This window comes from Moorella sp. E308F, assembly GCF_006538365.1.
Taxonomy (GTDB): Bacteria; Bacillota; DSM-521; order Neomoorellales; family Neomoorellaceae; genus Neomoorella.
Genome location: NZ_BJKN01000001.1, coordinates 1,267,152 through 1,290,000 on the forward strand (window position 1 = coordinate 1,267,152; position 22,849 = coordinate 1,290,000).

The 22,849-nt window shown below is 47.2% G+C and carries 18 protein-coding genes, 1 pseudogene and 1 CRISPR repeat array; of the genes and pseudogenes, 15 read left to right on the forward strand and 4 right to left on the reverse strand.

Going from position 1 to position 22,849, the window contains the following annotated elements:
• Window positions 1-74: 74 nt before the first annotated feature.
• Window positions 75-1,094, reverse strand: a complete 1,020-nt coding sequence (locus E308F_RS06295; protein ID WP_141264022.1) for a helix-turn-helix transcriptional regulator — start codon at window positions 1,092-1,094, stop codon at window positions 75-77.
• Window positions 1,095-1,422: 328 nt separating this feature from the next.
• On the opposite strand from E308F_RS06295, the gene E308F_RS06300 reads away from it, so the two are divergent.
• From E308F_RS06300 to cas2, 8 genes are read left to right on the forward strand one after another with little or no spacing between them, the layout of a single operon-like run.
• Entirely contained in the window at window positions 1,423-2,163 is a 741-nt protein-coding gene (locus E308F_RS06300; RefSeq protein WP_172613851.1) for a CRISPR-associated endoribonuclease Cas6, read from the forward strand.
• A 2-nt stretch (window positions 2,164-2,165) separates the two neighbouring features.
• Window positions 2,166-3,641: a type I-B CRISPR-associated protein Cas8b1/Cst1 gene (cas8a1, locus tag E308F_RS06305; protein WP_141264023.1), complete on the forward strand. Its 1,476-nt coding sequence runs from the start codon at window positions 2,166-2,168 to the stop codon at window positions 3,639-3,641.
• A gap of 28 nt (window positions 3,642-3,669) precedes the next feature.
• Entirely contained in the window at window positions 3,670-4,782 is a 1,113-nt protein-coding gene (gene cas7i, locus E308F_RS06310; protein ID WP_141264024.1) for a type I-B CRISPR-associated protein Cas7/Cst2/DevR, read from the forward strand.
• A gap of 22 nt (window positions 4,783-4,804) precedes the next feature.
• A complete protein-coding gene (cas5b, locus tag E308F_RS06315; protein WP_141264025.1) occupies window positions 4,805-5,707 on the forward strand; it encodes a type I-B CRISPR-associated protein Cas5b in 903 nt (300 codons plus the stop codon).
• Window positions 5,685-8,381, forward strand: a complete 2,697-nt coding sequence (gene cas3 / locus E308F_RS06320; protein WP_141264133.1) for a CRISPR-associated helicase Cas3' — start codon at window positions 5,685-5,687, stop codon at window positions 8,379-8,381. The genes cas5b and cas3 (E308F_RS06320) overlap by 23 nt, the downstream gene beginning before the upstream one ends.
• Window positions 8,371-8,904 (forward strand): CRISPR-associated protein Cas4, encoded by a 534-nt coding sequence (gene cas4, locus E308F_RS06325; RefSeq protein ID WP_141264026.1) that lies wholly within the window; start codon window positions 8,371-8,373, stop codon window positions 8,902-8,904. The genes cas3 (E308F_RS06320) and cas4 overlap by 11 nt, the downstream gene beginning before the upstream one ends.
• 15 nt (window positions 8,905-8,919) lie before the next feature.
• Window positions 8,920-9,888 (forward strand): type I-B CRISPR-associated endonuclease Cas1b, encoded by a 969-nt coding sequence (gene cas1b / locus E308F_RS06330; RefSeq protein ID WP_141264027.1) that lies wholly within the window; start codon window positions 8,920-8,922, stop codon window positions 9,886-9,888.
• On the forward strand, window positions 9,879-10,172 hold the full coding sequence (gene cas2 / locus E308F_RS06335; RefSeq protein ID WP_141264028.1) for a CRISPR-associated endonuclease Cas2: 294 nt from the start codon (window positions 9,879-9,881) through the stop codon (window positions 10,170-10,172). The genes cas1b and cas2 overlap by 10 nt, the downstream gene beginning before the upstream one ends.
• A 74-nt stretch (window positions 10,173-10,246) precedes the next feature.
• Window positions 10,247-13,795: a CRISPR direct-repeat array (repeat unit 29 nt; unit sequence GTACCGATCGACCATAGAGGAATCTGAAC).
• 94 nt (window positions 13,796-13,889) lie between these two features.
• Here cas2 and E308F_RS16860 read toward each other — a convergent pair.
• Together E308F_RS16860 and E308F_RS16865 are read right to left on the reverse strand one after the other, a co-directional pair.
• Window positions 13,890-14,099, reverse strand: a complete 210-nt coding sequence (locus tag E308F_RS16860) for a transposase domain-containing protein (protein ID WP_373995953.1) — start codon at window positions 14,097-14,099, stop codon at window positions 13,890-13,892.
• Window positions 14,100-14,126: 27 nt separating this feature from the next.
• A pseudogene (locus E308F_RS16865) lies at window positions 14,127-14,551 on the reverse strand (IS66 family transposase); the annotation flags it as partial.
• 90 nt (window positions 14,552-14,641) lie between these two features.
• On the opposite strand from E308F_RS16865, the gene E308F_RS06345 reads away from it, so the two are divergent.
• Entirely contained in the window at window positions 14,642-14,917 is a 276-nt protein-coding gene (locus tag E308F_RS06345) for a PDC sensor domain-containing protein (RefSeq protein WP_216364469.1), read from the forward strand.
• A gap of 111 nt (window positions 14,918-15,028) precedes the next feature.
• Here E308F_RS06345 and E308F_RS06350 read toward each other — a convergent pair whose 3' ends face one another.
• On the reverse strand, window positions 15,029-15,607 hold the full coding sequence (locus E308F_RS06350; RefSeq protein ID WP_141264030.1) for a Uma2 family endonuclease: 579 nt from the start codon (window positions 15,605-15,607) through the stop codon (window positions 15,029-15,031).
• Between the two features lie 274 nt (window positions 15,608-15,881).
• On the opposite strand from E308F_RS06350, the gene E308F_RS06355 reads away from it, so the two are divergent.
• The 6 genes from E308F_RS06355 to cas3 (E308F_RS06380) form a co-directional block, all read left to right on the forward strand.
• On the forward strand, window positions 15,882-16,307 hold the full coding sequence (locus E308F_RS06355; RefSeq protein WP_141264031.1) for a CRISPR-associated ring nuclease: 426 nt from the start codon (window positions 15,882-15,884) through the stop codon (window positions 16,305-16,307).
• A gap of 90 nt (window positions 16,308-16,397) precedes the next feature.
• Window positions 16,398-17,144, forward strand: coding sequence for a CRISPR-associated endoribonuclease Cas6 (gene cas6, locus E308F_RS06360; protein ID WP_141264032.1), 747 nt, complete (start codon window positions 16,398-16,400; stop codon window positions 17,142-17,144).
• Between the two features lie 68 nt (window positions 17,145-17,212).
• Entirely contained in the window at window positions 17,213-19,144 is a 1,932-nt protein-coding gene (locus tag E308F_RS06365; RefSeq protein ID WP_141264033.1) for a TIGR02556 family CRISPR-associated protein, read from the forward strand.
• A gap of 30 nt (window positions 19,145-19,174) precedes the next feature.
• Window positions 19,175-20,125 (forward strand): type I-B CRISPR-associated protein Cas7/Csh2, encoded by a 951-nt coding sequence (gene cas7b, locus E308F_RS06370; protein WP_141264034.1) that lies wholly within the window; start codon window positions 19,175-19,177, stop codon window positions 20,123-20,125.
• A 21-nt stretch (window positions 20,126-20,146) separates the two neighbouring features.
• On the forward strand, window positions 20,147-20,908 hold the full coding sequence (cas5, locus tag E308F_RS06375) for a CRISPR-associated protein Cas5 (protein WP_141264035.1): 762 nt from the start codon (window positions 20,147-20,149) through the stop codon (window positions 20,906-20,908).
• 3 nt (window positions 20,909-20,911) lie between these two features.
• A partial coding sequence (gene cas3, locus E308F_RS06380) for a CRISPR-associated helicase Cas3' (protein WP_141264036.1) occupies window positions 20,912-22,849 on the forward strand: 1,938 nt, incomplete at its 3' end.

Below are 22,849 nucleotides of genomic sequence, written 5' to 3' on the forward strand. Positions count from 1 at the left end.
TAGCAGTTGTTGGCCATGTTAGCACCGCCATAACTAAGTATTTCTCCCCCATATATGATTACCACGGCTTGCTCCTAAATATGGTCGTACAGTCCGGCCAGTTCTTTTGCTTCCCGGCCCACTTCCCGGCGTAGCTCCGGGGGGGCCAGGACTTCCGCCTGGCTACCGAAGCCCAGCACCCAGCGTTTTACCTCCTGGAGACCGCTGAGGTGCATTTTTAATAGCAGGCTCCCGTCGGTCAGCTCTTCCATTACCTGGCTTGGATGCCACTGGCGCTCCTTGATCCAGCGTGCCTGGTCACGGTGGAAGCGAATGATGACCTCGTGTACCTGCGGTCCCCTTTCGATGCCGAGGGAGCTCTGCAGGTAGTCTTCCAGGGAAAAATCAGCCGCCACTTCGAATTTGCGCCCTGTCACCTGCCACTGCCGGATGCGGTCCAGGGCAAAGAGACGTACTTCTCGGCGGTAATGGCAGTAAGCGATGACGTACCAGGCGCCCTGATAAAAGCGCAGGTGGTAGGGGTCGATCAAGCGCTCGGTGACGGCGTCCCGGCTGGCCGTATAGTATGTTATTTGTACCGAGCAGTTATCCTGGATGGCCCGGCAGAGATCAGCGTAGAGGACGGCCAGTTTCTCGGCGTCACCGCGTAAAGGCGCGACGGCAAAGGAAATATCTTTATCCAGCAGGTCCAGGTCCACCATTAATTTCTCCGGCAGCATTGTCCTCAGTTTGGCCAGGGCACCCTGGATTATCCGGCTAAAAGGGGTGCCGCCGAACTGGCTTAACAGCCGCTGGCCCAGGTACAGGGTCAGGAGTTCCCCTTCAGTCAAGTGGATGGGGGGCAGGCTGAAGGTTTTATCGTAACGATAACCCCTGTGCCAGCTGTCATAGACGATAGGAGCTCCGAAAAAATCCCTGAGAATCTGGATATCCCTTTCTACCGTCCGCGCGGAAACCTCCAGACGTTCTGCAATAAAGGCCACGTTAGGGTAGCGGCCGGCGGCGATCCAGCGGTGGATGGCGTAGATGCGCGCCAGGGACTGGCGGCCGACGTTACTGATGGCTTTTTTATTTTTCTTGAGGACCAGGCTCAAAACTATTTGCCCCCTACAAAATTTCCTTTATGATCCATTATTCGCCATATACCAGGTGATTCCTTCATCGAAAAAATAGTGGCGAACATATGTATCCGACATTATTTGGCGGTAAGAAGGTTTAAACATATAGATGTATGGCGGGAGGAGCGGGTGAAAGCAATATTTGTCATTGCGCTGGTTTAGGATTTTTGGTCTGCCACAGCAATAGTCGAACTGAAGCTGTTGTAGTTAAAGTATTTACACCTGTTTCCAAATCAAGATTGAATCTGGCGTTAATAGCAGGATATTCCAGAACGATGTCGAATTGTTCCCAATAAGTTGGGGGGTGATTAACCTGCGTTTACGTATCGTCCTTGAACCAGCAGGCAGTGTGCGGGAGGGACCAATAACCATACCCTTGGACTTTCGCCGCCATTTTATTTCCCTAATCAAAGCCCTTGCGGGCACCTCGTCCCTTGCCAATCGCTTTACCATCGAGAAACCTGGTTACAGCCCATATGTGTTTTCAGTGGATTTTAATGGTATTATCGCTATGAATACCAGCAAAGGAGAGATAACCTGCCGGCCGCCGGTTTTTATGACTATTTCCACCGGAATTTTTGAAGTAATGACCGCTCTTAGTAACGGTGCGATTGCAATGAAGGGTAGAAAAGCTGTCCTCGGTTTATCTTTGAAGGACATCTATCTTTTACCTTTAAAGAAGATTAGAAGTACCTCTAAAAAGTTCCGCATTCTCGGCCACGCCGTTCTGCGAGGTATTTGTGATTACGTCGACGGCTCTGATGTAGAACAACTGGAAGAAGCCATCAATACCCATCTCTTTAACCGGTATAATTTTTTAGTTAAGGAATACTGTCTGGAAGACGGTCTGCGGATTAATCCCGTTAAAGTCTTAACCCCTTCAGGCTACTATAAAGGGGTTTGCTACCATTACGGTGGGCAACTGACAACTATCCAGGGTCACATCCATTTGCAGAGTACTCCGGAGACTTTGCAGTTTCTATACGATTACGGCCTGGGAGTTAGGACAGGACAGGGTTTTGGCCTGCTGGAGGTGGATGGTTAACCATGCAGGACGTGGAAATTTATCCGACATCCTGGTATTACAACGCCTGTGTTCAGGGTTTCCTGGAAGTGCTGGCCTGGGGCCTGGACGTGGACGAAAAAAAGGGGGAGGAAATTGTCGTTAATGAAATCCTCAAGAAGGACGGCCGGGCTGTCATCCCCGGCGACATCATGACCTTAGCCTTTAGCCCCCGGGGCAACCCGCATAAAGATTATAGACTTAAGGAGGTTCCAGAGGAATTACCCTATTTAAAAAGAATCGGCTGGTGGTGGGTGGAAAAGAGCTATAAAGACGGTTTTATTCCCAGTAAAGAAAAAAAGGCTGAAAGAAATAAATTGAGTGAAGCCGAGAAAATAGATATGGTTTTCAGGAGACTTTTCCATTTTAAAGGGGGATATTACCCTAATTTAGCCAATCTGGCTTATCTCAAAAGTACTACTAGTAAAGCTGATTTCTTAAATGGTTGGTTTGAGAGAGATAATGCCGCTACCGTGAGCACTTTAATCTGCAGCTTTTGTGGTGAAGAAACTAAATTGGATATAAACAGTTCCATATATAATACCTTTTTTACCCGACCCGTGTCAATTTATCTTGGCAATAGCTATGAAGAATTTCCTAACCTTTTTTGGGATGGAAACCCTAATCTAATTATGTGTAAGCGATGCCGCTCCTATTTCTTATGTTTTCACTTGGTAAGCAAGAACAGATTCTTCATTAATTCCGATTCCTTTTTTGTAAACTGGTATTTAAACCGCCTTCTTGCAGGGAAAGTAGATAACATTCGCCATCAATCTCTTCTTGATGCCATGCAATACGACCAGCAACTGAGAAAAGCCGTGGGCAGCTGGGGACTGCAAAATATGGAACTATTGATTTTTGAACGGAACGGAGTAGAGTATTACCCGATATCGGCTAACTTAGCTCGGCTGTTACTTATACCCGAAATAACTTTACTTATAGGTCAGATCGCCAATAACAGGGTATGGGAATTCATCCTCCAAGAACGATTTGACTACCTGCCGACGATGGTTTACAAATCTCTAAGGGCTTTAATTAACATGAAGAATGATGGAAAAGATCCAGAAGTTGTTTTTGAAGGCCCTGGAAACACCCTACCGGTAAATAACCTTATTCAACTCTATTATGCCATAAAGCAGCAAATAGCCAGCAATAATGGGGGTGGAAAAATGAGTCATATAAACTTAAAAGAAATCCGGGAAGCGGCGGCAGAGGCGCCAATAAACCCTGCAAGAAATGCAGATAAGAATTTTGTTTATCGCTTGCTGGAACTTACGAGGTTAAACAAAAAGACAGAAGTTTATCATTTACTTTTAAGGATTTATTTAACCAGTGAAGAGAAAAAAGAGTTCCCTCCACCTCTTGCGCGGCTTTTTGAAACTAATGACTGTGAATTATTCAAAACAGGTATTTATGCTTTTATTGCTGGATTAATCCGCTCGGAGAAGATTACAAATTAAATATAAATCGAAAGGAGATGTTTTAATCATGAAGGTAAAGGGGATCACGGCAACGGTTATTTTTGAAAGCTCGGCTGTTAACCGCGATGAAAAGTTAGGCGGCAATGTCGCCTCGATAAAGAAATTATCCCGTTATGACGGTACTTATTCCTTTATGAGTCGGGCATTTATACGGCACCATATGTTTGTTACTCTGAAGAAACTATATGATTGGGAAGAAGCGCCTGTTACCAAAAAGCAAGAAGTAATACAATTTAAATTTCCCGAGGCAAATATCATCGAGTATCCGGAAATAGATTTATTTGGGTTTATGACTACCTCTAGCAATGAAGGAGAAAGAGAAGGGGGTAGTATTACAAGAAAAGCCCCCCTGGGTATTACCAAAGCTATTTCTCTTGAACCATGGCAGGCGGATATGGCCTTTTATGCCAACCATGACCTTGTTCAGCGCCTGAACAAGCAGGGAGAAAATGCAACGCCTAATCCTTTTCAGAAAGAAGAACACCTTTCTTATTACCGCCTATCCTTTACCCTGGACCTTTGTCGCCTGGGATATCAGGATATTTATACTACCGGAAGTGAAAACCTTAAGGCTTTAAAAGAATGGTTAAAGAAGTATCCTGAAGCCTTACCCGAAGAAGTGGCGGAGAAGGGTATTGTAAATAATTGCCTTAAAAACATGAAGTGGTATTCTGTCCCTGGAGAAAATGCTAACCCTCGGGGCTTCATAGGTGTTGCAGAAAACAGAGATAACACAAGAATCACTTTTATTGTCAGCAAAGAAGAATACCGCGAACGGATAAAGCAATTCTTAACTGTAGTTAAAAACGGCCTTGTCATCCACTCCAGCACCGAAGACTACGGTATGGTTCCTTTATTCATCGTTTTAGGAACCCTGAAAGTTCCGGTACCTATTTTTAACAGTAAAATAAGGATGAAAAACGGTAAAGTTGAGGTCGAACCCTTGTTTAGGGCCCTTGGCAACGACTACTTGCTGCAGGCCTGGTATGATAGCGATCTGTCTCTTGATGGCGATTTGTCCGCAAGCAAAGACGGTCGTACCTTTAATAAATGGCAAGGGGTGGATCGGGTGCTCATGAGCATATGGCCTGATGAAGAGGCGGGAGCTGCCCAGCCTTAAGCAGTTAATGGAGGGCATATTTATGTATGCAACAGCCGGTAGTTCTTTACAGGTTCTTCGTCTGGAATTGGAAGTACCCTCGGCCCATTTCCGGGTCATCCATAGCAACAATCCCCGGAAAACTTATCCTCTCCCCCCTTATTCTACGGTTATCGGCCTGCTGGCAAATATCCTTGGAGACAAGGAAAAAATCGATGTCCTGCTTAATGATCGACTGGCCATGGGAATTTTAAGCGACCCTAAGTATGTCTCTTGGGAATACACGTGGCTGCGCAATATGAGTGCCGGGGCCCATAAAGGGAGATTTGCTTCTGCCAGCAACCGTCAATGGCAGGAAACCACGGAACACCCCGGCGGCCAGAGTCCTGTTAAAATAGAAGTCTTAAATGATGTTGAGATTTATATCTATCTTTACCATGATAATTTGGCGGTGGTTGATTCTATCCTGGAAAACGTCCGCCTGCCGGAAAAATGGCTGAGCCACCTGCACCTGGGGCGGGCTGAAGATTGGGTCATGATTAAAAGCGCCAGGTTAACGGAGCTCCGGCCGTTAAATACCGCGTTTTATTTCCAGGCTGCCGGTAGGTTTTACCAGTGGATGCCGAAACCGGATTATGCTTTCGGTTTACGTGACCTGATAGACGCCGCCGAATATGATGCTTTTTATAATAAAATTCACGGCACTTCAGTTTTGGTAACTTCGATTTACCGCGTCAAACCTGTTAAAAAGGCCGATGAAGAGGTTATGATAAGAAACTTTGACCATATCCCTGCCCGCTTGTATCGCGGCCAGGTTCCTTTCCTGGATAACTTTACCCTACCCTCGCTGCTCGTTGATCCCGATTTGAAGGCACCGGTTTATATGGCAGTTATAAATCCAAAGCCGGGGAGGGAAAGCGGTGATGAACTCTCAGCAGTGGGCTAAAAGTAGCGGCGTTCTATTAACAACCCATACAGATGATGTATTGAAAGCAGTGCGAGCCCTTCAAGATAAGTTGCCAAATGAGGTGCCCGGTGAATGGTGGCTTGCTTTAAGATATGCCGCCCTTCTGCATGATTTGGGGAAACTCGACCCTGCATTCCAGGCGCGGATAAAAAAACAGGAAAGAGGAAATAGCGGTGACATACCCCACAGCATTTTTTCTTTATTCTTTATTAAACCGGAGAGATTTGCTTTTACTGCTCCCTACCTTGCCCATGTGATTATATCCGCCGTCGCTTTCCACCATTGGCGGGATAATTTTCCCGATTATTTACTTGGCAACCGTGAATCCCGAATTAAAGCAAAGGCTGCGGAATTGGACGAAAAAGCAACAGAGTGGCTGCAATTAAGCAAGGAATTGATTGAGGAGCTTACCCTGCTGGCGGAAGCCCATAACCTTGATGCGGATGTTATGGGCTTGAACAGGATGCTGGTAGAATACTTGCGTTACAATTCCCTGGGAGCTGCCGGCCTCCTCCTCCCACCGTATACCCTGGTTTATCTCCCCGAACAAATCAGGGATAAAGCGGCGGGGAAGGAAGAAATAGATAGAGCCAGGATTTTTATCGCCGGCAACCTCATGCGTGCCGACCATTTCGCTTCCATGGTTGAGGAAAGCAGGATGGGATTAGATATTCAGGCAATTGAATCCGGTCGTGTGTTTACCGCTAAAGAAATCGAAGGTTTTCTCAATGAAAAGTTTAAACAAAAGGATTACTGGCAAAAGGCTTTTTTTGAGAAGTACGATTTACGAGGCAAAAACCTTGTGCTGGTTGCACCTACCGGCTATGGTAAGACGGAATTTGCTTACCTCTGGGGAGCGGGCAAGAAAAACTTTTTCCTCCTCCCCATGCAGGCGGCTGTCAATAAGATCTGGCAGCGCACCAGGGATATGGTTGATAAGATCGGGGAAAAAGGAGAAGAACGCGTCTCCTTGTTGCATAGCGACGCTGCGCTGGAAATTTATACCCATTTAAAGATGGCAGATGCCCTGGATGGCGAGAGCAATACGCGCAAAGTCATGGAGCTGGCCCGTCATCTGGCCAGGACTTATATTATAGCCACCGCCGATCAGCTTGCCCCGGCGGCCCTTAGGTATCCGGGTTATGAGCGGATCTTTGCCGCCCTCATGCATGGTGTCCTGGTTATAGACGAGGTTCAGGCCTACGATCCAAGGGCAGCAGCTATTATCACCCATCTGGTGCAGCAAAACGCCTACCTAGGTGGCGGGAATCTTATTATAACAGCAACTTTGCCGTCATTTATCCGTGAAGAAATGAAAAGGCGGATGAACTTAGCTGATAACCAGGTTATCCGGCTTATTGACGAACCGGAATTCAAAGAAGCGGCCGCTTCCAGCCGGCACCGCCTGGGCTTTATCGTCCATGCAGGCGAGTATGCAGCCGCCGTAACAGAGATTATCCAGGCTGCCACCGGAGGCAAAAAAGTCCTGGTGGTAATGAACACCGTTAGTGCTGCCTGCGACATCTTCGACAAAATCGTAGCACGACTGCAGCAGGAGCAAGTGGATGTGAAAATAGTCCTCCTTCATTCCCGCTTTATCGCCAGGCAAAGAAAAGAATTGGAGGAACTAATTGTCGAAAAATTTATGCCTAATAACCCCGAGAGGGATACAAATCCCTGTATAGTAGTGGCTACGCAGATTGTGGAAGCTTCCCTGGATATTGATGCAGATATACTTTTTACCGAACCTTCTCCGGCCGACAGCTTGATCCAGCGGATGGGCCGTGTTTTTCGCCGTTTTGCCCGGAAGCCAGGCGATTTCGCCCCGCCGGAGCCAAACGTTGTTGTCATAGTCAATGAAGGGAGCAGGACTTCAGGAAATGATACCGCTAGCAAAGACCTCTTGTTAGCCTCGGGCTTAAATAGAGTATATAACCGGGATCTGACAGCCCTCTCCACGGTGATACTCTTGATGGCTATGGAGAAAGGAGGCAATTTTGCTCCCCTTGAGGATGTTTTGAAAGAGCTCGAACAAAAGAAGTGGCAAAGTTGTTTTAAGAAGAGTAAAAATGAAAGCGGCTTTAACAAAAATCTCGTTAAGATATTAAAAGAAGTGTCTGGAAAGACTTTAGTGCTGACAGAAAGGCAAAAGCAGGATTGGGTAGAACTTACCTATAGCGTCATTAGTGAAGGGCGAAAAAGAGAAGACTTTAAACTATCCCTGCACGATTATATAAAAACCTATGAAGAAACCCTGGCGACCCTTGACCACGGCTACTGCTCCGACCGTAAAAGGGATGCGGAAAGGCTCTTCCGGGAAGTGAACAACGTAACCGGTATACCTGTTGAATTGAAGGAGGCTTTCTATAATACAATCCGGGCATGGCTTACCGGAAAAAGAAGTGGCGAATTGAACTTTTTTGAGCTGGCTATAGATATCTTACCGGATTTTACTGTAAGTTGCCCTTACTCTATGACTTTGGAAGGGGAGAAGCTAGAAAAATTAGACATGGAAGCCATGCTGCCCCCTGACATTGGTAGCGAAGAAAGAAAAAAACTTAGAGATAAACTGGAAAGGTGGTTAGATGGCATATTTATTCTCGAGTTTCCCTACGACGGGATAAAGGGGTTAGTAATACAAAATGAACAGTGAGCTGGTTGAGGAAGTAAAAACGGCCAATATTACGGGTACCATGGTGGCTTATTATTTTATTTGCCACCGGAAGTTGTGGCTGTTTGCTAAAGGCCTCAACTTAGAAAATATTTCAGGTAATCCCGATGTGATCAAAGGCAGGGTGTTGCATGAGAGCAGGTTCAAACGTGAAAACCATAAAGAAATCACCTTTGATACCGTTAAAATTGACTTTTTACACTACGACGGCCAGGTTTACGTCCATGAAGTCAAAAAAAGCAAGAAATTCGAAGAAGCCCATACCTGGCAATTGAAATATTATATTTACCTGTTACAAAACAAAGGTGTAAACTGCTCTTCGGGGGTAATCCACTACCCTGCAAGTATGCGCAAAGAAGAGGTACATTTTTCCACCCAAGATCGGGAACTCCTCTTGCAGGCTATGGCCGGGATAAAGGGCATCCTCAACAGCCCATTGCCTAAGAGGAAAACCGGCCGAAAAATGTGTTCCCGCTGTGCTTATTTTGATTTTTGCTACGTATGAGGCGAGGGAACCTTAATGAGCAGGACTTACTACGTGTTTTCTCCCGGGCGACTCCACCGGCAAGATAACACTTTGGCTTTGGAACTACAAGGGGAACGACGGATAATACCTGTGGAGGACGTTGACCACATCTACTGTTTTTCTGAGGTGGACCTTAACACCAGGTTTTTAGACTTCCTGGCACAAAAACAGATTTGTGTTCATTTTTTTAGTTACTATGGGCACTACTCCGGAAGTTTTATTCCCCGGGAAACCCAGTTATCCGGGTTCTTACTGGTAAAACAGGTCGAGCATTACTTGGACCGGGGAAAGCGGTTGGAACTAGCCCGGACTTTTATCGAGGGAGCGCTGCACAACATTCGTCGTAACCTGGAAAAAAGGGAATATGAAGATATTTGTCAGAAGCTGGACGAGATTAGGGAAAGTATTAGTAAAACTACTTCTATTGAGGAACTCATGAGCCTTGAGGCTCACACCCGCAAAGCTTATTATGATTTCTGGGAAGAAATTACCGGGTGGGAGTTCGGCGGTCGCAGCAAACGCCCACCGGGCAACGCATTGAATGCCTTGATATCTTTTGGCAACGCAATGATGTATACCACAGTTTTAAAAGAAATACACCGCACAGCTTTAAACCCTACTATCAGCTATTTACACGAACCTTCAGAAAGGAGATATTCCCTGGCCCTGGATGTTGCGGAGATATTTAAGCCCGTCTTTGTCGACAGGCTTATTTTCCGTCTAATTAACCTAAACATGATAAAGGAAAGTCATTTTGATACCAATGTCAATTACGTTTACCTTACCGAAGAGGGGAGAAAAGTGTTTGTCAAAGAATTTGAAGAGACTATGGAAAAGACCATCCTGCATCGTAATTTGAAAAGGAATATTCGATACAAAAGCTTGATAAGATTGGATCTCTATAAGCTGATAAAGCATCTTCTCGGCGAAGAAAGCTATTCTCCTATGAAGGTATGGTGGTAATTATCAGGGTTATTCTTGTCTATGACATAAATACAGAAGATAATGACGGCAAGAGGCGCCTGGTCAAAATCATGAAAACCAGCCGCAAATATTTATCGCATGTGCAAAAATCGGTTTTTGAAGGTGATATTACTGAAGGACAAATAGCATTACTTAAAAGGGAAATACTGGCTATAATTAAAAAGAAAAAGGATTTTGTAATTATTTACAGCCTTAAGGATGGAGTAAAGTTAAATCGCGATATCCTGACTGACACTCCCGACCCCACTGATAATTTCCTTTAAGCAAAACCGGAGGTTTGACGCAGAGTTTTTATCTAGACAATCTAAATTTTAGGTGGGGCAAGCATTTTTTTGCGGTACCGATCGACCATAGAGGAATCTGAACTTACAATGCAATACTTCCATAGTAGTAAACTTTTCAGTACCGATCGACCATAGAGGAATCTGAACACCGCAATCAAAATACCTACTCTGTTGGTATTAACAGTACCGATCGACCATAGAGGAATCTGAACCCCGTACTTTTTGCCGCATTAATCGCCGCCTGAATCGTACCGATCGACCATAGAGGAATCTGAACTATATTCCCCGCCTTCGGCGCTGGAGACGGGGCCACCGTACCGATCGACCATAGAGGAATCTGAACTTGCGGGCGCCGAAAACGCGACCGTTTCCTTCAACCGTACCGATCGACCATAGAGGAATCTGAACTAGCTTACAAAATCGCCCGCCTTCCAGGCAGGGTTCGGTACCGATCGACCATAGAGGAATCTGAACCATACCGTCGAAAAATCGGCGCCCCTTCATAAACGGGTACCGATCGACCATAGAGGAATCTGAACTTTCCTCCCGGCTCAAAGGCCGGTCCGGTTGGAAAGGTACCGATCGACCATAGAGGAATCTGAACCAATCCCTAACGACGGCTCCCGCGAAAGTGCTGCAAGTACCGATCGACCATAGAGGAATCTGAACATGTTGAAGCTGTTGAGGCAGGCAGTGCCGGCAATGGTACCGATCGACCATAGAGGAATCTGAACCCAGTTTTGGATCTCTTTCCTGCTCGTCATATAGGTACCGATCGACCATAGAGGAATCTGAACTCTACTTATCGCACCTTCCTTTCGAGAAATACTTTAAGTACCGATCGACCATAGAGGAATCTGAACCCTGCAAAATTTTTATCTTAGCGCGCTCATCAACCTGTACCGATCGACCATAGAGGAATCTGAACACACTTTATCCTTACTTAAAAAAGATACGGTGGATGTGTACCGATCGACCATAGAGGAATCTGAACGGGCCACTCTAGGCCCCTGCATGGTCTGCGCCCTGACGTACCGATCGACCATAGAGGAATCTGAACTCTCCTCCAAGCGCTGCCGCATGATGGCCGCCTGGAGTACCGATCGACCATAGAGGAATCTGAACTGATTGACAGAAAAACAATGAAGAAAAAATGAAAAGGTACCGATCGACCATAGAGGAATCTGAACACCGGACCGGCCCCTGTCTAGGGCGGAAATGGCTAGGTACCGATCGACCATAGAGGAATCTGAACATGGTCTTGTTGCCGAGCATGGCGAAGCCGGTGCAGGGTACCGATCGACCATAGAGGAATCTGAACTTAGTTGAACACTGCCGATATTATTCGTCCCCGGTGGTACCGATCGACCATAGAGGAATCTGAACGGGGAGAGAACTCCAGGTAGCGGCCTGGTCCCTCACGGTACCGATCGACCATAGAGGAATCTGAACGCTTTTTGTCCCACTTTGGCAGCTTGTCCAGCCAGTGTACCGAGCGACCATAGAGGAATCTGAACCCATTAACCAGTAAATTTGCATAGTCCAACACGCCCGGTACCGATCGACCATAGAGGAATCTGAACGGAGACAGGCTTCGTTTTCGCTGAGCGGCACTTCCGGTACCGATCGACCATAGAGGAATCTGAACCGGTTATTTTGAAGGCGACGGTACGGCTGAATGCGGGTACCGATCGACCATAGAGGAATCTGAACATCAAACTGCATGATATGCAACCTCCTTCTTGTTTGCGTACCGATCGACCATAGAGGAATCTGAACGATTGTATAGGTCATTTTTATTACCTCCTTTGGGGGGTACCGATCGACCATAGAGGAATCTGAACAGCCAGCTCAAGGTACTGAAGGCGTTTTTCAAGGCGAGTACCGATCGACCATAGAGGAATCTGAACCTCGTGCCAGGCTAGGTTAAATACTCGGGGCGCGGATGTACCGATCAACCATAGAGGAATCTGAACTCCTGGGAAGAAACCTTTATGAGCATCGCCGAAACGTACCGATCGACCATAGAGGAATCTGAACACTCGCTCACATGAATATATATTCTTGCTGACAAAAGTACCGATCGACCATAGAGGAATCTGAACATCAAACTGCATGATATGCAACCTCCTTCTTGTTTGCGTACCGATCGACCATAGAGGAATCTGAACGATAATAACCGAACCGGACGACGTCCTGGAACGACCGTACCGATCGACCATAGAGGAATCTGAACATGCTCACCATTTTAACCCTCCTTATCCTTTCGGGTACCGATCGACCATAGAGGAATCTGAACATCGATTTCGATATCCCGACGTGGGTCTTTAACCGAGGTACCGATCGACCATAGAGGAATCTGAACGGTGGTAGGCTTCTATGGTATGGTCAATAACCCTGGGTACCGATCGACCATAGAGGAATCTGAACATAAAAACTGCCATAACGCTATTTTCCAACACCTTTAGTACCGATCGACCATAGAGGAATCTGAACGGGATTAGCAAATTACGGCGGCGCGCGGGACTATATCGTACCGATCGACCATAGAGGAATCTGAACAAGAGACTGCGAAGCGGAGGGTATGAAATGAACTTAGTACCGATCGACCATAGAGGAATCTGAACGCAGAAACCATAGTTGCGCCCAGGGCGGCAATCTGGGTACCGATCGACCATAGAGGAATCTGAACCACGTTGCACATTTGGAGCAGTTACAGCGGCATGGCGTACCGATCGACCATAGAGGAATCTGAACGTAGTTGAGTATGATGTGAAGGGATAAGAAGGAGGGTACCGATCGACCATAGAGGAATCTGAACTTTTGCAAGATACCTGGAGGAATAAAGATGCGACCTGTACCGATCGACCATAGAGGAATCTGAACCCGTTTTGCGGTGGAAATGGAAAAAAGAAATTTAGAGTACCGATCGACCATAGAGGAATCTGAACGTTTATATAGTCAGCTTTATTACCGGAGGTGCCAGGAGTACCGATCGACCATAGAGGAATCTGAACTTACCATCAACGGCGAGACCTTGCGTTGGGTCGGAGTACCGATCGACCATAGAGGAATCTGAACTACACCAAATAGCCAAATCGCTCGGTAAGAACGGCTGTACCGATCGACCATAGAGGAATCTGAACTAAAAAAAGCAGTTGACGCCGTGGGCTGGAAAAATAGTACCGATCGACCATAGAGGAATCTGAACCCTAAATGCCGTTATCGAGAAAGATGGGGAGGGAGGTACCGATCGACCATAGAGGAATCTGAACTCGTCTAATTTTCGGCTCCCGGGCATTTAAATACCCCGTACCGATCGACCATAGAGGAATCTGAACATTACGGCTGCCCCCAGGCCGATTGCCCAGGGGACCGGGTACCGATCGACCATAGAGGAATCTGAACCTTCTTTAGCCCGGCGCCACCATTTCCCTATCGCGGTACCGATCGACCATAGAGGAATCTGAACAGGATACGGTGCCTATCATCACTTACGCGGCTGGTTGTACCGATCGACCATAGAGGAATCTGAACATTTCTTCAAACGAGGCGTTACCAACTAGAAGAAATGTACCGATCGACCATAGAGGAATCAGAACCTGCCAGTTCGTCTGTAAGCGTCAAATACAACCCACCATTTGCCGAAGAATAAATAACCCTCACTTTGCATCTAAGGCGGGGGCTAAAACAAGCTTAATTATTCATTCGAAAGACAGGAGGCAAAGAAGCAGACCATGGCAGGAGTTGATCCAGGGCATCTTTGTCCTGGAGGTCCAGGTTGGAAAGTTTTTCAAAGAGGTAAATGAGATATTGGAAGGGATTTACCCCATTCTCTTTTGCTGTTTCTATAATACTGTAAGTAATGGCGCTGGCTTTGGCGCCCCGCGGGGTGTTGGCAAACAACCAGTTCTTGCGGCCGATGACGAACGGCTTGATGGAACGCTCGCTGCGGTTGTTGTCGAGTTCCAGACGCCCGTCTTGCAAGAAGGCTACGAGTTTATCCCACTGGCCCAGGCAATTGTAAATCGCCTGCCCAAAAGTGCTTTTGGGCAGTACCCGGGATTTCTGGTTTTTAGCCATGCCAAAAAGGCGTCCAGCACGGGCCGGCTGCGCACCTGGCGGATTTGATAGCGTTCTTCCGGTGTTTTATCTTTCAACTCGCGCTCGATGGCAAAGAGCCGTTTGCAAAACTTTGTGGCAGCTTCCCTTCCAGGTTCCTGGAACACCTGCAAGGTGGTCTCGTCGGCATGGAGGATGTCTCTTTTAAGCAGGTATTCATGGAGGCGGTCGTAAATAAGGGCTAACCACTTATTTGCCCCGTACAGCACCCAGTTGGCCATTGTCTGGTTGGCCATTGTCTGGCGGGAAAGGTCTATACCCAAGCCTTTAAACTGTTGCTCCGTAAGCGTCAAATACAACCCACCTTGGCACCAATCGCAAGTATAGTGGTTCTTCGGGAATGGCTGGCTAAGAGACCGGATGTGGAAGCGGTTTACTCCAACCGCAGCGACGGTACCTTTATTTTCTCGCAGCCGCCAGCCGCCCTGGCCAACGCCCGGATCCGTCCCTGGTGGCAGAGGGCCATGGCCGGGGAAGAGTATATATCAACGGTGTATGTGTCAGCTATTACCCGGAAACCCTGTCGCACCCTGTCTTTGCCTATACGGGACGGCAGCGGCAGGATCGTTGGCGTGCTGGCAGCCGATGTTTCGCTGACGTGATCTTGAGAAATCATATTCTGGCGTCATTTGCTTGAAGCCATGTTAAAGCACCGCAAGTGGATAGAACAGGAATCAGCAACGAAGCAAGCCAGCCACTTTGGAGCAAATGGGCTACTGAAGTGGAGCGAAAATTTCTTTTACTTCTACTGCAAATCCTTTCAGTAAGATGGATTTAGCCTGGCCCGTTTCTTCGACATGATGGACAAGGACGAAATTTCCCTCCTTTTGCTGAAAAACCTCAATGCTTTTATCTTCGGGATCTACAATCCAGTATTCTTTTACACCGCACCGCGCGTAAACACGGGCTTTTTTCTTTAAGTCATAATAGCCGGTAGAGGGAGAAAGAATCTCTATTACCAGGTCGGGTGCCCCTTTTATTTTTGTTGTTTCGATTATATGCATTCTATCCTTCGCGATAAAGATAATATCCGGCTGGTAGGTTTCTTTTTCCTCTAAAAATACATCTACAGGTGCGGTAAAAAGTATCCCCAAATCCTTTCCCGCAAGGAAAAACAACAGCTTTTCAATCATACGCATTAGTATGATCTGGTGATAGGTATCGGGTGCAGGCGTCATAATGAGTTTACCTCCGATTAGTTGAAAGGGAGTTCCTTCCGGCAGCCTGGCGTAGTCCTCGTAAGTATAGCTGTTCTTAACGGGGATTATCATTTCTTCCTGGTAAATACCCATTGCAGTCGCCTCCTCTCATTATGACTTTCCAGCAGGCCTTTTCGGTAGCCACCAATCTAACTTTAGTATAGCCATTGCTGACCGGGTTTTTCAATCCTGGCGTACGGATGAATTTAGGTGGACAACAAACTTTAATTCTGTCCAGCGCTGGAGCAGGAATTTTTTCCCTTGGTGTCGAATTACTGCCTTACCACTGTTATACAGTAGTAATTTCCTACTAAAAAAATTGGTACTCAATAGTCTTGGCCATCCTGGAGCTTAAAGGCATGATGAAATGGAACACACCAAGAAAAACCGGCAGCATCCCGAAATTTTGATTGCCACCCTGGGTGTGGAGCCTCAGGTAGTGACCATTACCCTTGACTGCTTGCTTGCCGGCGGTCGATCTATCAGCGAGGTCGCCGTAATCTATACAGAGAACCCGGCGGTACGCCAGGCCCTGGAGATAGTTGCCGGCGAGTTTGCGGGTCCCTGCTACCAGGGTATCGGTTTTTGCCCAGTTCCAGTAGCCTCAGGGCGAGGGAAAATACAAGATTTTTGCAACGATGCCGACCTGCGCGCTCTGCTGCGCACCCTGTATGGTGAGGTGCGCCGCGCCAGGCAACAGGATTTTATTGTTCACCTGTGCGTTTCCGGCGGGCGCAAGGTCATATTAGAGGTCAAAAATTTATTTGGCACACTTATGTCCGTCAGTATTTGACGGTTCAGGTTTTTATAATAGATGCTAGGCAGGTGCGCTAGCATTATTTCTATGACGTACTGCTACCGGTGAGGCAGAGGGAGTGAATTTATGCGCTTGACTGTTACCTTTAACGCAGCCGGTGATTTCATATTGCCTGTAGAATACAATCACCTTCTTCAAGCAGCCCTTTATCACAAGATAGAGCAACCAGCCTTGAGGAGTTTCTTACATGAACAGGGCTTTGAATTAGGCCGGCGGAAGTTTAAGCTTTTTACTTTCTCCCGCCTTCACGGGCGGTTGCGAGTCGATAGAGCTGGCCAGAAAATGATTTTTTCTCCGCCAGTAAAGTTTACGGTTTGCTCCCCCATCTCCTTTGTAGTGCAGGAAATGGGTAACGGCTTTTTGAAACAGGGACAGGTCAGGCTGGGGGATGCCCTGCTGGAAGTGGAACGGGTGGAAGTAATCGATACCGTGGTACGGGAAAGGGAGATCCAGGTTCAAATGCTTTCCCCCGTTGTGGTATACAGCACTCTGGAGAGGTCTGCTGGCCGTTACACTTATTACTATTCGCCTTTTGAGCCGCGTTTTTGCGAGCTCATTTTGGCCAACTTGGCTAAAAAATACCTGTTAATATTTGGCCGGCCGGGTGATACGCGCGATTTTAGCATTGCGCCAGCCGGGGTTAAGGAAAAGGATTTTAAAGTAGTTAAATACAAAGGCACGGTAATTAAAGGGTGGATGGGTACTTATCGCTTGCGAGGCGATCCTCAGCTTTTAGAGGTGGCTCTTAATGCCGGGCTTGGTTCCAAGAATTCCCAGGGATTTGGATGCTGTGAATACTCGCGACCTTCATAAGAAGTGATTTGCTAAATCGGCCCAGGAGCAATAACTAATTATTCCAGAACAAGGGGGAGGCGGAAAGAATGCTGGAGGCCATGTCCGAGCTGGGTAAGGTGCTGGCCGGCATAGGAAGGGAAGAATTCATATCTAATATACTGGAGCCTCTACCCAGTCAAACCCGTAAAGGCCAAACCCGAAAGGTAATTTTGTTAGATTTTGATACCCGGGCTGGCAAGATTAATGTAGAAGTGGAGGAGGTTAAGGAAAAAGAAACTCCTAAGAAATATCTCTGGATCGGCAATGCCAAGGGCAACAAGCCGCAAAGATCGGCAGCTACTCCTTCACTGAACTATATATTGTCCCAGACCTTACCCAATATAGCCCGAGAGTTGCCAGAAGGGAGTTCCTTAAGGGCCCAGGTGGAGAAGGTCATAACCCACTTTTACCGGGATATGCCGGGAGGTATGAAGGTCCTGGATGTTGAGGGTTTTGGCCTGACGGGAGAGAGCTTTTCCATGACAGGACTCCTGGAACAGGTTAAGGGGAATTCAAAAAACTTTCTCAAGAAATTAACCGACGCGGTGGAAGCCTGGATTAGGAAAAAATGGGGACTGAGTAAGGACGAGATTGCCCTGTGGGTGGTGAGTGTGGATGGAGTACCTTTAAGCTGCCACTCGGAGTATAGAGACCTTGTTTACCGCATTAAGATTGAGGATGCTTTAGAGGAAACTATCTCCGGTTGTTGTTCCAGTTGCGGCTTGCCGGGCCAAGTAGCAGTAGATGTATTCAAGGAGCTAGAATTTAAGTATTACATACTTGACAAAATTAGCTTTGCTTCGGGGGTGACAGAAAAAGGTTTCTACCATAACCTTACCCTTTGTGCGAGTTGCTACCGCAATCTACTGGCTGCCGAAAAGTTCGTCAAAAATTGGCTCAACACCCAAATAGGGAACTTTAATTGTTATGTCATTCCAGGCTTTCTTTTTGAAGCCTTACCGGCTAAAAAGGATTTGGAAGATTGGGCTGCCTACGTGATCAATACTATTAAGGTGGCCAATAATCTTAAGAGCCTTTACGAACTGGAAAAGGAACTGGACGAGTTCTTAGAGGAAGGTCCTTTGGACAATAAGGCTATACTCAACCTGTTATTTTATCACAAGCCCGCCGGTCGAAGCGAATTTAAAGTATTGCGTTTGATCAAGGATGTTTCTCCCACGCGTATTAAGAAGCTTGTAAGAAGCATAAACAAGGTTAGCGATGTCGGTAAAGGCTTACTGGGGGGTGAAAGCAGGGAATGGGTTATTGATTTGCAAAAGATCTATTACTTAATACCTTTGAAGACCGGTGACGTAAACGAATACAAGAAAATACTGGACATCTACGATTCCTTGATCAGCGAGAGGCAGTTTGATTATGCCTTCCTCATCAATCAGTTTACCGAGCTAATTGCTATTTATCAGCTGCGGCGTTTCTCTAACAGTAATATCAGGGTGAAGGATGAGAAGTATGTGAAATATAGTATGGCCATGGCGGTACTGCAAGCCAACCTTTTCCTGTACCTGTTGCGTAAATTAGGCCAATTAAAGGGGGTGACGGGTGTGAGTGAGGATTTTCAGCAGCTTAACGTGGACCAGAATATGAAATCATTCTTGCAGGAAATGGGATATAACGGGGCGCAAACAGCTATGTTCTTGCTGGGGTATTTGATCGAGCAGGTGGGCTGGAGCCAGGCCCAGCATGGCCATGAGAATAAGCCGGTCCTGGAAAAGATCAATTATCAGGGTATGAGCCTAGCTCGCCTCCAGCATTTGGCCAATGTGGTTTTCAATTTGCTGCACCAGTACAAGATTCTCACTTTTAATGAGCGGCTGTATGCTGAAATGAAAAAAGTTATGGACCAGTACGTGAACAACTGGCCTCTTTCCCCGGAAGAAAATGTTTTCTATCTCCTGTCGGGTTATTCCTATGGCGTGCGCCGGGCTGCCTCATACAAGGGCAAAGAAGAACAGGCATAGAACCATCTTGCCAAGGGGGTATGGGCTTAAATGGCCGAATTAGTAAAAAATAACGGGGAAATCCTTTACATCTACGATGCCAAGATGTGCAATCCTAACGGGGATCCCGACGATGAAAACCGCCCCCGTATGGACTATGAGCGGGAACGCAATCTAGTAAGCGATGTCCGCCTCAAGCGGTACATAAGGGATTACTTACAGGATAAGTTTAAAGATAAGGAACAGCAAATTTATATTACCAAGGCTGAGGGCGTGGTCAACGCCACCGAACGCCTCAAAGTTATTCTGGGCAAGAATAAAGTAGGACAGGAGGACATACCGGCCTTATCGGAGAAGCTTATAGACGTGCGGCTCTTCGGTGCTACTATGCCCATCAAAGCCGATGGCGGCAGAATAGGTTCTTCCCTGACTTTCATAGGACCAGTGCAGTTCAACTGGGGATACTCCCTTAACCGCGCTACACTGGTGGATTCCGTAAGCATTACTTCCCAGTTTGCTGCCGAAAGCGGTAAGGAGCAGGGCACCATAGGTAAAGATTACCGGGTATATTATTCCCTTATTGCCTTTCATGGCATTATAAGCGCCCGCCGGGCGGAGAAGACGGGCTTGACCGAAGCCGATATTGCTTTGCTGGATGAAGCCCTCCTCAAGGCCATCCCGTTGCTGGCTACCAGGAGCAAGATCGGCCAGTACCCGCGGCTTTACCTCCGCCTGGAATACAGGGATGCCGATACCTTCTGTGGAGACCTGCGTGAATATTTAAGCCTGGAGGAGACTACGGGTTTAAGGGAAATTAGCGATGTGAAGCTGCGTCTTGATGGAATGGCTGACTGCTTAAAAAGCATAGCTCCCCGAGTCGCTCGGGTATATTGCTGGCAGCACGAACACCTCTGCACGCTGTACCAGGGACAAAAAGTGAGGCTTCCTTTGTGGTTAGAAGGAGTGATAGGTAAGGGCAGAGTTCAGGTATTGCAGGCCTGAAACAGGAAGGAACGACGGCTTATGCAGGACATAGTGGTTTTCGACCTGGTCGGTCCCATGGCACATTTCCGTAAATTTTATACCAATTCCTCCTCCCTCTCCTATGCTTTTCCCCCCAGAACAGCCTTGATGGGGATAGTCGCTGCTATCTTAGGGTGGGAGCGGGATTCCTATTATGACTTACTGTCGCCCGCTAAGGCTCGCTTGGCTGCGGCCATCAAGGCGCCGGTGCGGAAGACCATTCAGACGGTAAATTATATACGGACCAAAAACATCAATGAAGTCAACGGCAGCGGGGGTGGTACCCAGATCCCCCTGGAGATACTTCTGCCTGCTCAGGAATTTACCAGCTTGCGCTACCGCGTATATTTTTACCACGCAGATAAGGAGATTACAGGAAAGCTGGCAGCAAATCTGGAAGAAGGGAAAAGCCGCTATCCCCTTTACCTGGGGCTAAGCGAATTCATAGCGAAGCCGATTCTGGTAGATTTGGTGAGTGAAAAGAGTATCCAGGAGGTGCAGCCGGGGAGGGAGGTCGAACTGGTGACAGTATGCAATGCTCAGGCCATAGAGCGGTTGAATTTTAATGGTGAGGGCGGTGACCTCCAGTATATAAGGGAAAAAGCTCCCCAAAGCTTTGGCCCTGGCCGGGAACTGCGGCCGCCAGTTTCCATAATTTACGAAAAGAACCAAAAGAAGCTGCGCGGTATATTTAAAGTCCCTGTATATTCCCTGCGCTATCGGGCGGGAGAGGAAGAGGTTGTGAGTTTCCTGGAGGTATAGGTAATGGAGTTTTACTCCCATCCCGGTAAACCGCTGGACCTGCATTTAAGGGAAGTGGCCATGGAAATGCAGGAATGCCTGCAGGACATCCCGGGGCCAGGGCGGGATGTCCTGCCATTGCTTGCCGCTGTAACGGGATTTACCCACGACTTTGGCAAATATACTACCTTTTTTCAAAGGTACCTTCTGGAAAAGGTTAGGGATGGTGACAAACATCACCACGCCTTTATTTCAGGCCTTTGGGGAAGTTACCTGGTAGCAACGCTACTAAAAAAAGAGGAAACCATCTTAGAAGCCACCTTAGCCTTTGCACCCCTTCTATGTTTTATGGCGATTACACGGCATCATGCCAACTTAGATAACCTGGAAAGACACCTAGTCAGACCTGGCGATTTAGAAGATCCTGAGCTTACAGAAGTCCAGCCGTCCTTAAGGTATAAATTGCAACTAGTCGAGGAACAGGTCGCTGACCTGTTTGCTCGGCGCGAAGATATTTTTCCCAGCCTGCTTAATGCCCAGGAACCCTTTAACTTTTTTTCTCCCGACCTACTGGAGACGTTTTGCTCTAGCTGGCGGGGAATATATGCCCAGCTTTACCGGCTGCACCGGCGCTTCAAACAGGCGGATGGCTTTACTAGGAGAAAGGCCTATTTCCTCCTGCTGGCCCTGTACTCAGCCCTGATAGATGCTGACAAGAGGGAAGCTGGGGGAGTAGGGGCTGTTCCCCGTTGCTGTCTACCTCCCGGGGCTGTGGATAGTTTTAAAGAGAAAAAGTTTGCTGCCTCCTCCAGCGATGACATAAATTCGCTACGGGAAGAGATTTACCAGAAAGTAACTAATACCATCACCCGTGTTTCTTTAGATCAGCATTTGTTTACTCTCACGGCTCCCACAGGCGCGGGGAAAACGTTGACCTCCTTGAGCGCCGCCCTACGGTTGAGGGAGCGCTTGCACAGGGAAAAGGGTTATAGTGCGAGGATTATTTATGCCCTTCCTTTTACCAATATAATTGACCAGACTTTTACAGTTTTTGGCGATGTCTTGCGAGCATCCCTCAAGGACTTCGCTGCTAAGGAAAGCAATTACCTCCTCAAGCACCATTACCTGGCCGACACCATTTATAAGCTGGAAGGGGAAAATGCGGGGGAAGAATTTAGCCTGGAGGAATCTTTATTGCTTATAGAGAGCTGGCAGAGCGAGATAATTGTAACTACCTTTGTGCAGCTATTACATTCCCTTATAGGCTTTCAAAATCGCATGTTAAAAAAATCGAACAAACTATTAGGGTCCATAGTTATTATGGATGAAGTCCAGAACATACCGGTGGAGTACTGGGAGCTAGTGCGGGAGGTGCTAAAGGGACTAGCTGAATACTTTGGGGCTTACATCATTTTAATGACAGCTACTAAGCCCTTGCTATTCAAGTACGGCGAGGCCATAGAACTGGTGGGCGATGAAGAGTTGGTCAGGCAATTTTTTAACCGGCTGAACCGGGTGCAGGTCCAGGTAGATTTACGTCCTAAACGGGTAGTAGAGGTGGCAGCTGAATTTGCTCGCCAATATGACCCTTCACGTTCTTACTTGCTTATAGTAAATACCATTAACTCTTCCCTGGAGCTTTACCAATGCATAAAGCAGTTTTTGCGGGAACAAGGGCACGAGCCGTTGATGTTTTATCTTTCCACCAACGTTGTACCCTTGGAAAGAAAAAAACGGGTCGAGGAAATCAACCAAGCTCTATCTTCTAAACAAAAGCCAGTAGTTGTCTCGACCCAGGTAGTAGAAGCTGGTGTGGATCTTGATTTTGATATTGTATGGCGCGATCTCTCCCCTATTGATTCCATCATACAGGCGGCAGGGCGCTGCAACCGGCACAGCCATAAGCGTGGCGGACTAGTACGCGTACTTCACCTGGTAGATGAAGAGGGGCACACCCTGGCT

What these genes read in the sequence shown, in the direction of transcription:
- cas4 (WP_141264026.1), top strand. Translation starts at nt 8,371, where the DNA reads ATGAACAGTGAGCTGGTTGAGGAAGTAAAAACGGCCAATATTACGGGT.
- cas5b (WP_141264025.1), top strand. Translation starts at nt 4,805, where the DNA reads ATGTATGCAACAGCCGGTAGTTCTTTACAGGTTCTTCGTCTGGAATTG.
- cas2 (WP_141264028.1), top strand. Translation starts at nt 9,879, where the DNA reads ATGGTGGTAATTATCAGGGTTATTCTTGTCTATGACATAAATACAGAA.
- E308F_RS06355 (WP_141264031.1), top strand. Translation starts at nt 15,882, where the DNA reads ATGGAACACACCAAGAAAAACCGGCAGCATCCCGAAATTTTGATTGCC.
- cas6 (WP_141264032.1), top strand. Translation starts at nt 16,398, where the DNA reads ATGCGCTTGACTGTTACCTTTAACGCAGCCGGTGATTTCATATTGCCT.
- cas8a1 (WP_141264023.1), top strand. Translation starts at nt 2,166, where the DNA reads ATGCAGGACGTGGAAATTTATCCGACATCCTGGTATTACAACGCCTGT.
- E308F_RS06350 (WP_141264030.1), bottom strand. Translation starts at nt 15,607, where the DNA reads ATGGGTATTTACCAGGAAGAAATGATAATCCCCGTTAAGAACAGCTAT.
- cas7i (WP_141264024.1), top strand. Translation starts at nt 3,670, where the DNA reads ATGAAGGTAAAGGGGATCACGGCAACGGTTATTTTTGAAAGCTCGGCT.
- E308F_RS06365 (WP_141264033.1), top strand. Translation starts at nt 17,213, where the DNA reads ATGCTGGAGGCCATGTCCGAGCTGGGTAAGGTGCTGGCCGGCATAGGA.
- cas5 (WP_141264035.1), top strand. Translation starts at nt 20,147, where the DNA reads ATGCAGGACATAGTGGTTTTCGACCTGGTCGGTCCCATGGCACATTTC.
- cas7b (WP_141264034.1), top strand. Translation starts at nt 19,175, where the DNA reads ATGGCCGAATTAGTAAAAAATAACGGGGAAATCCTTTACATCTACGAT.
- cas1b (WP_141264027.1), top strand. Translation starts at nt 8,920, where the DNA reads ATGAGCAGGACTTACTACGTGTTTTCTCCCGGGCGACTCCACCGGCAA.
- cas3 (WP_141264133.1), top strand. Translation starts at nt 5,685, where the DNA reads ATGAACTCTCAGCAGTGGGCTAAAAGTAGCGGCGTTCTATTAACAACC.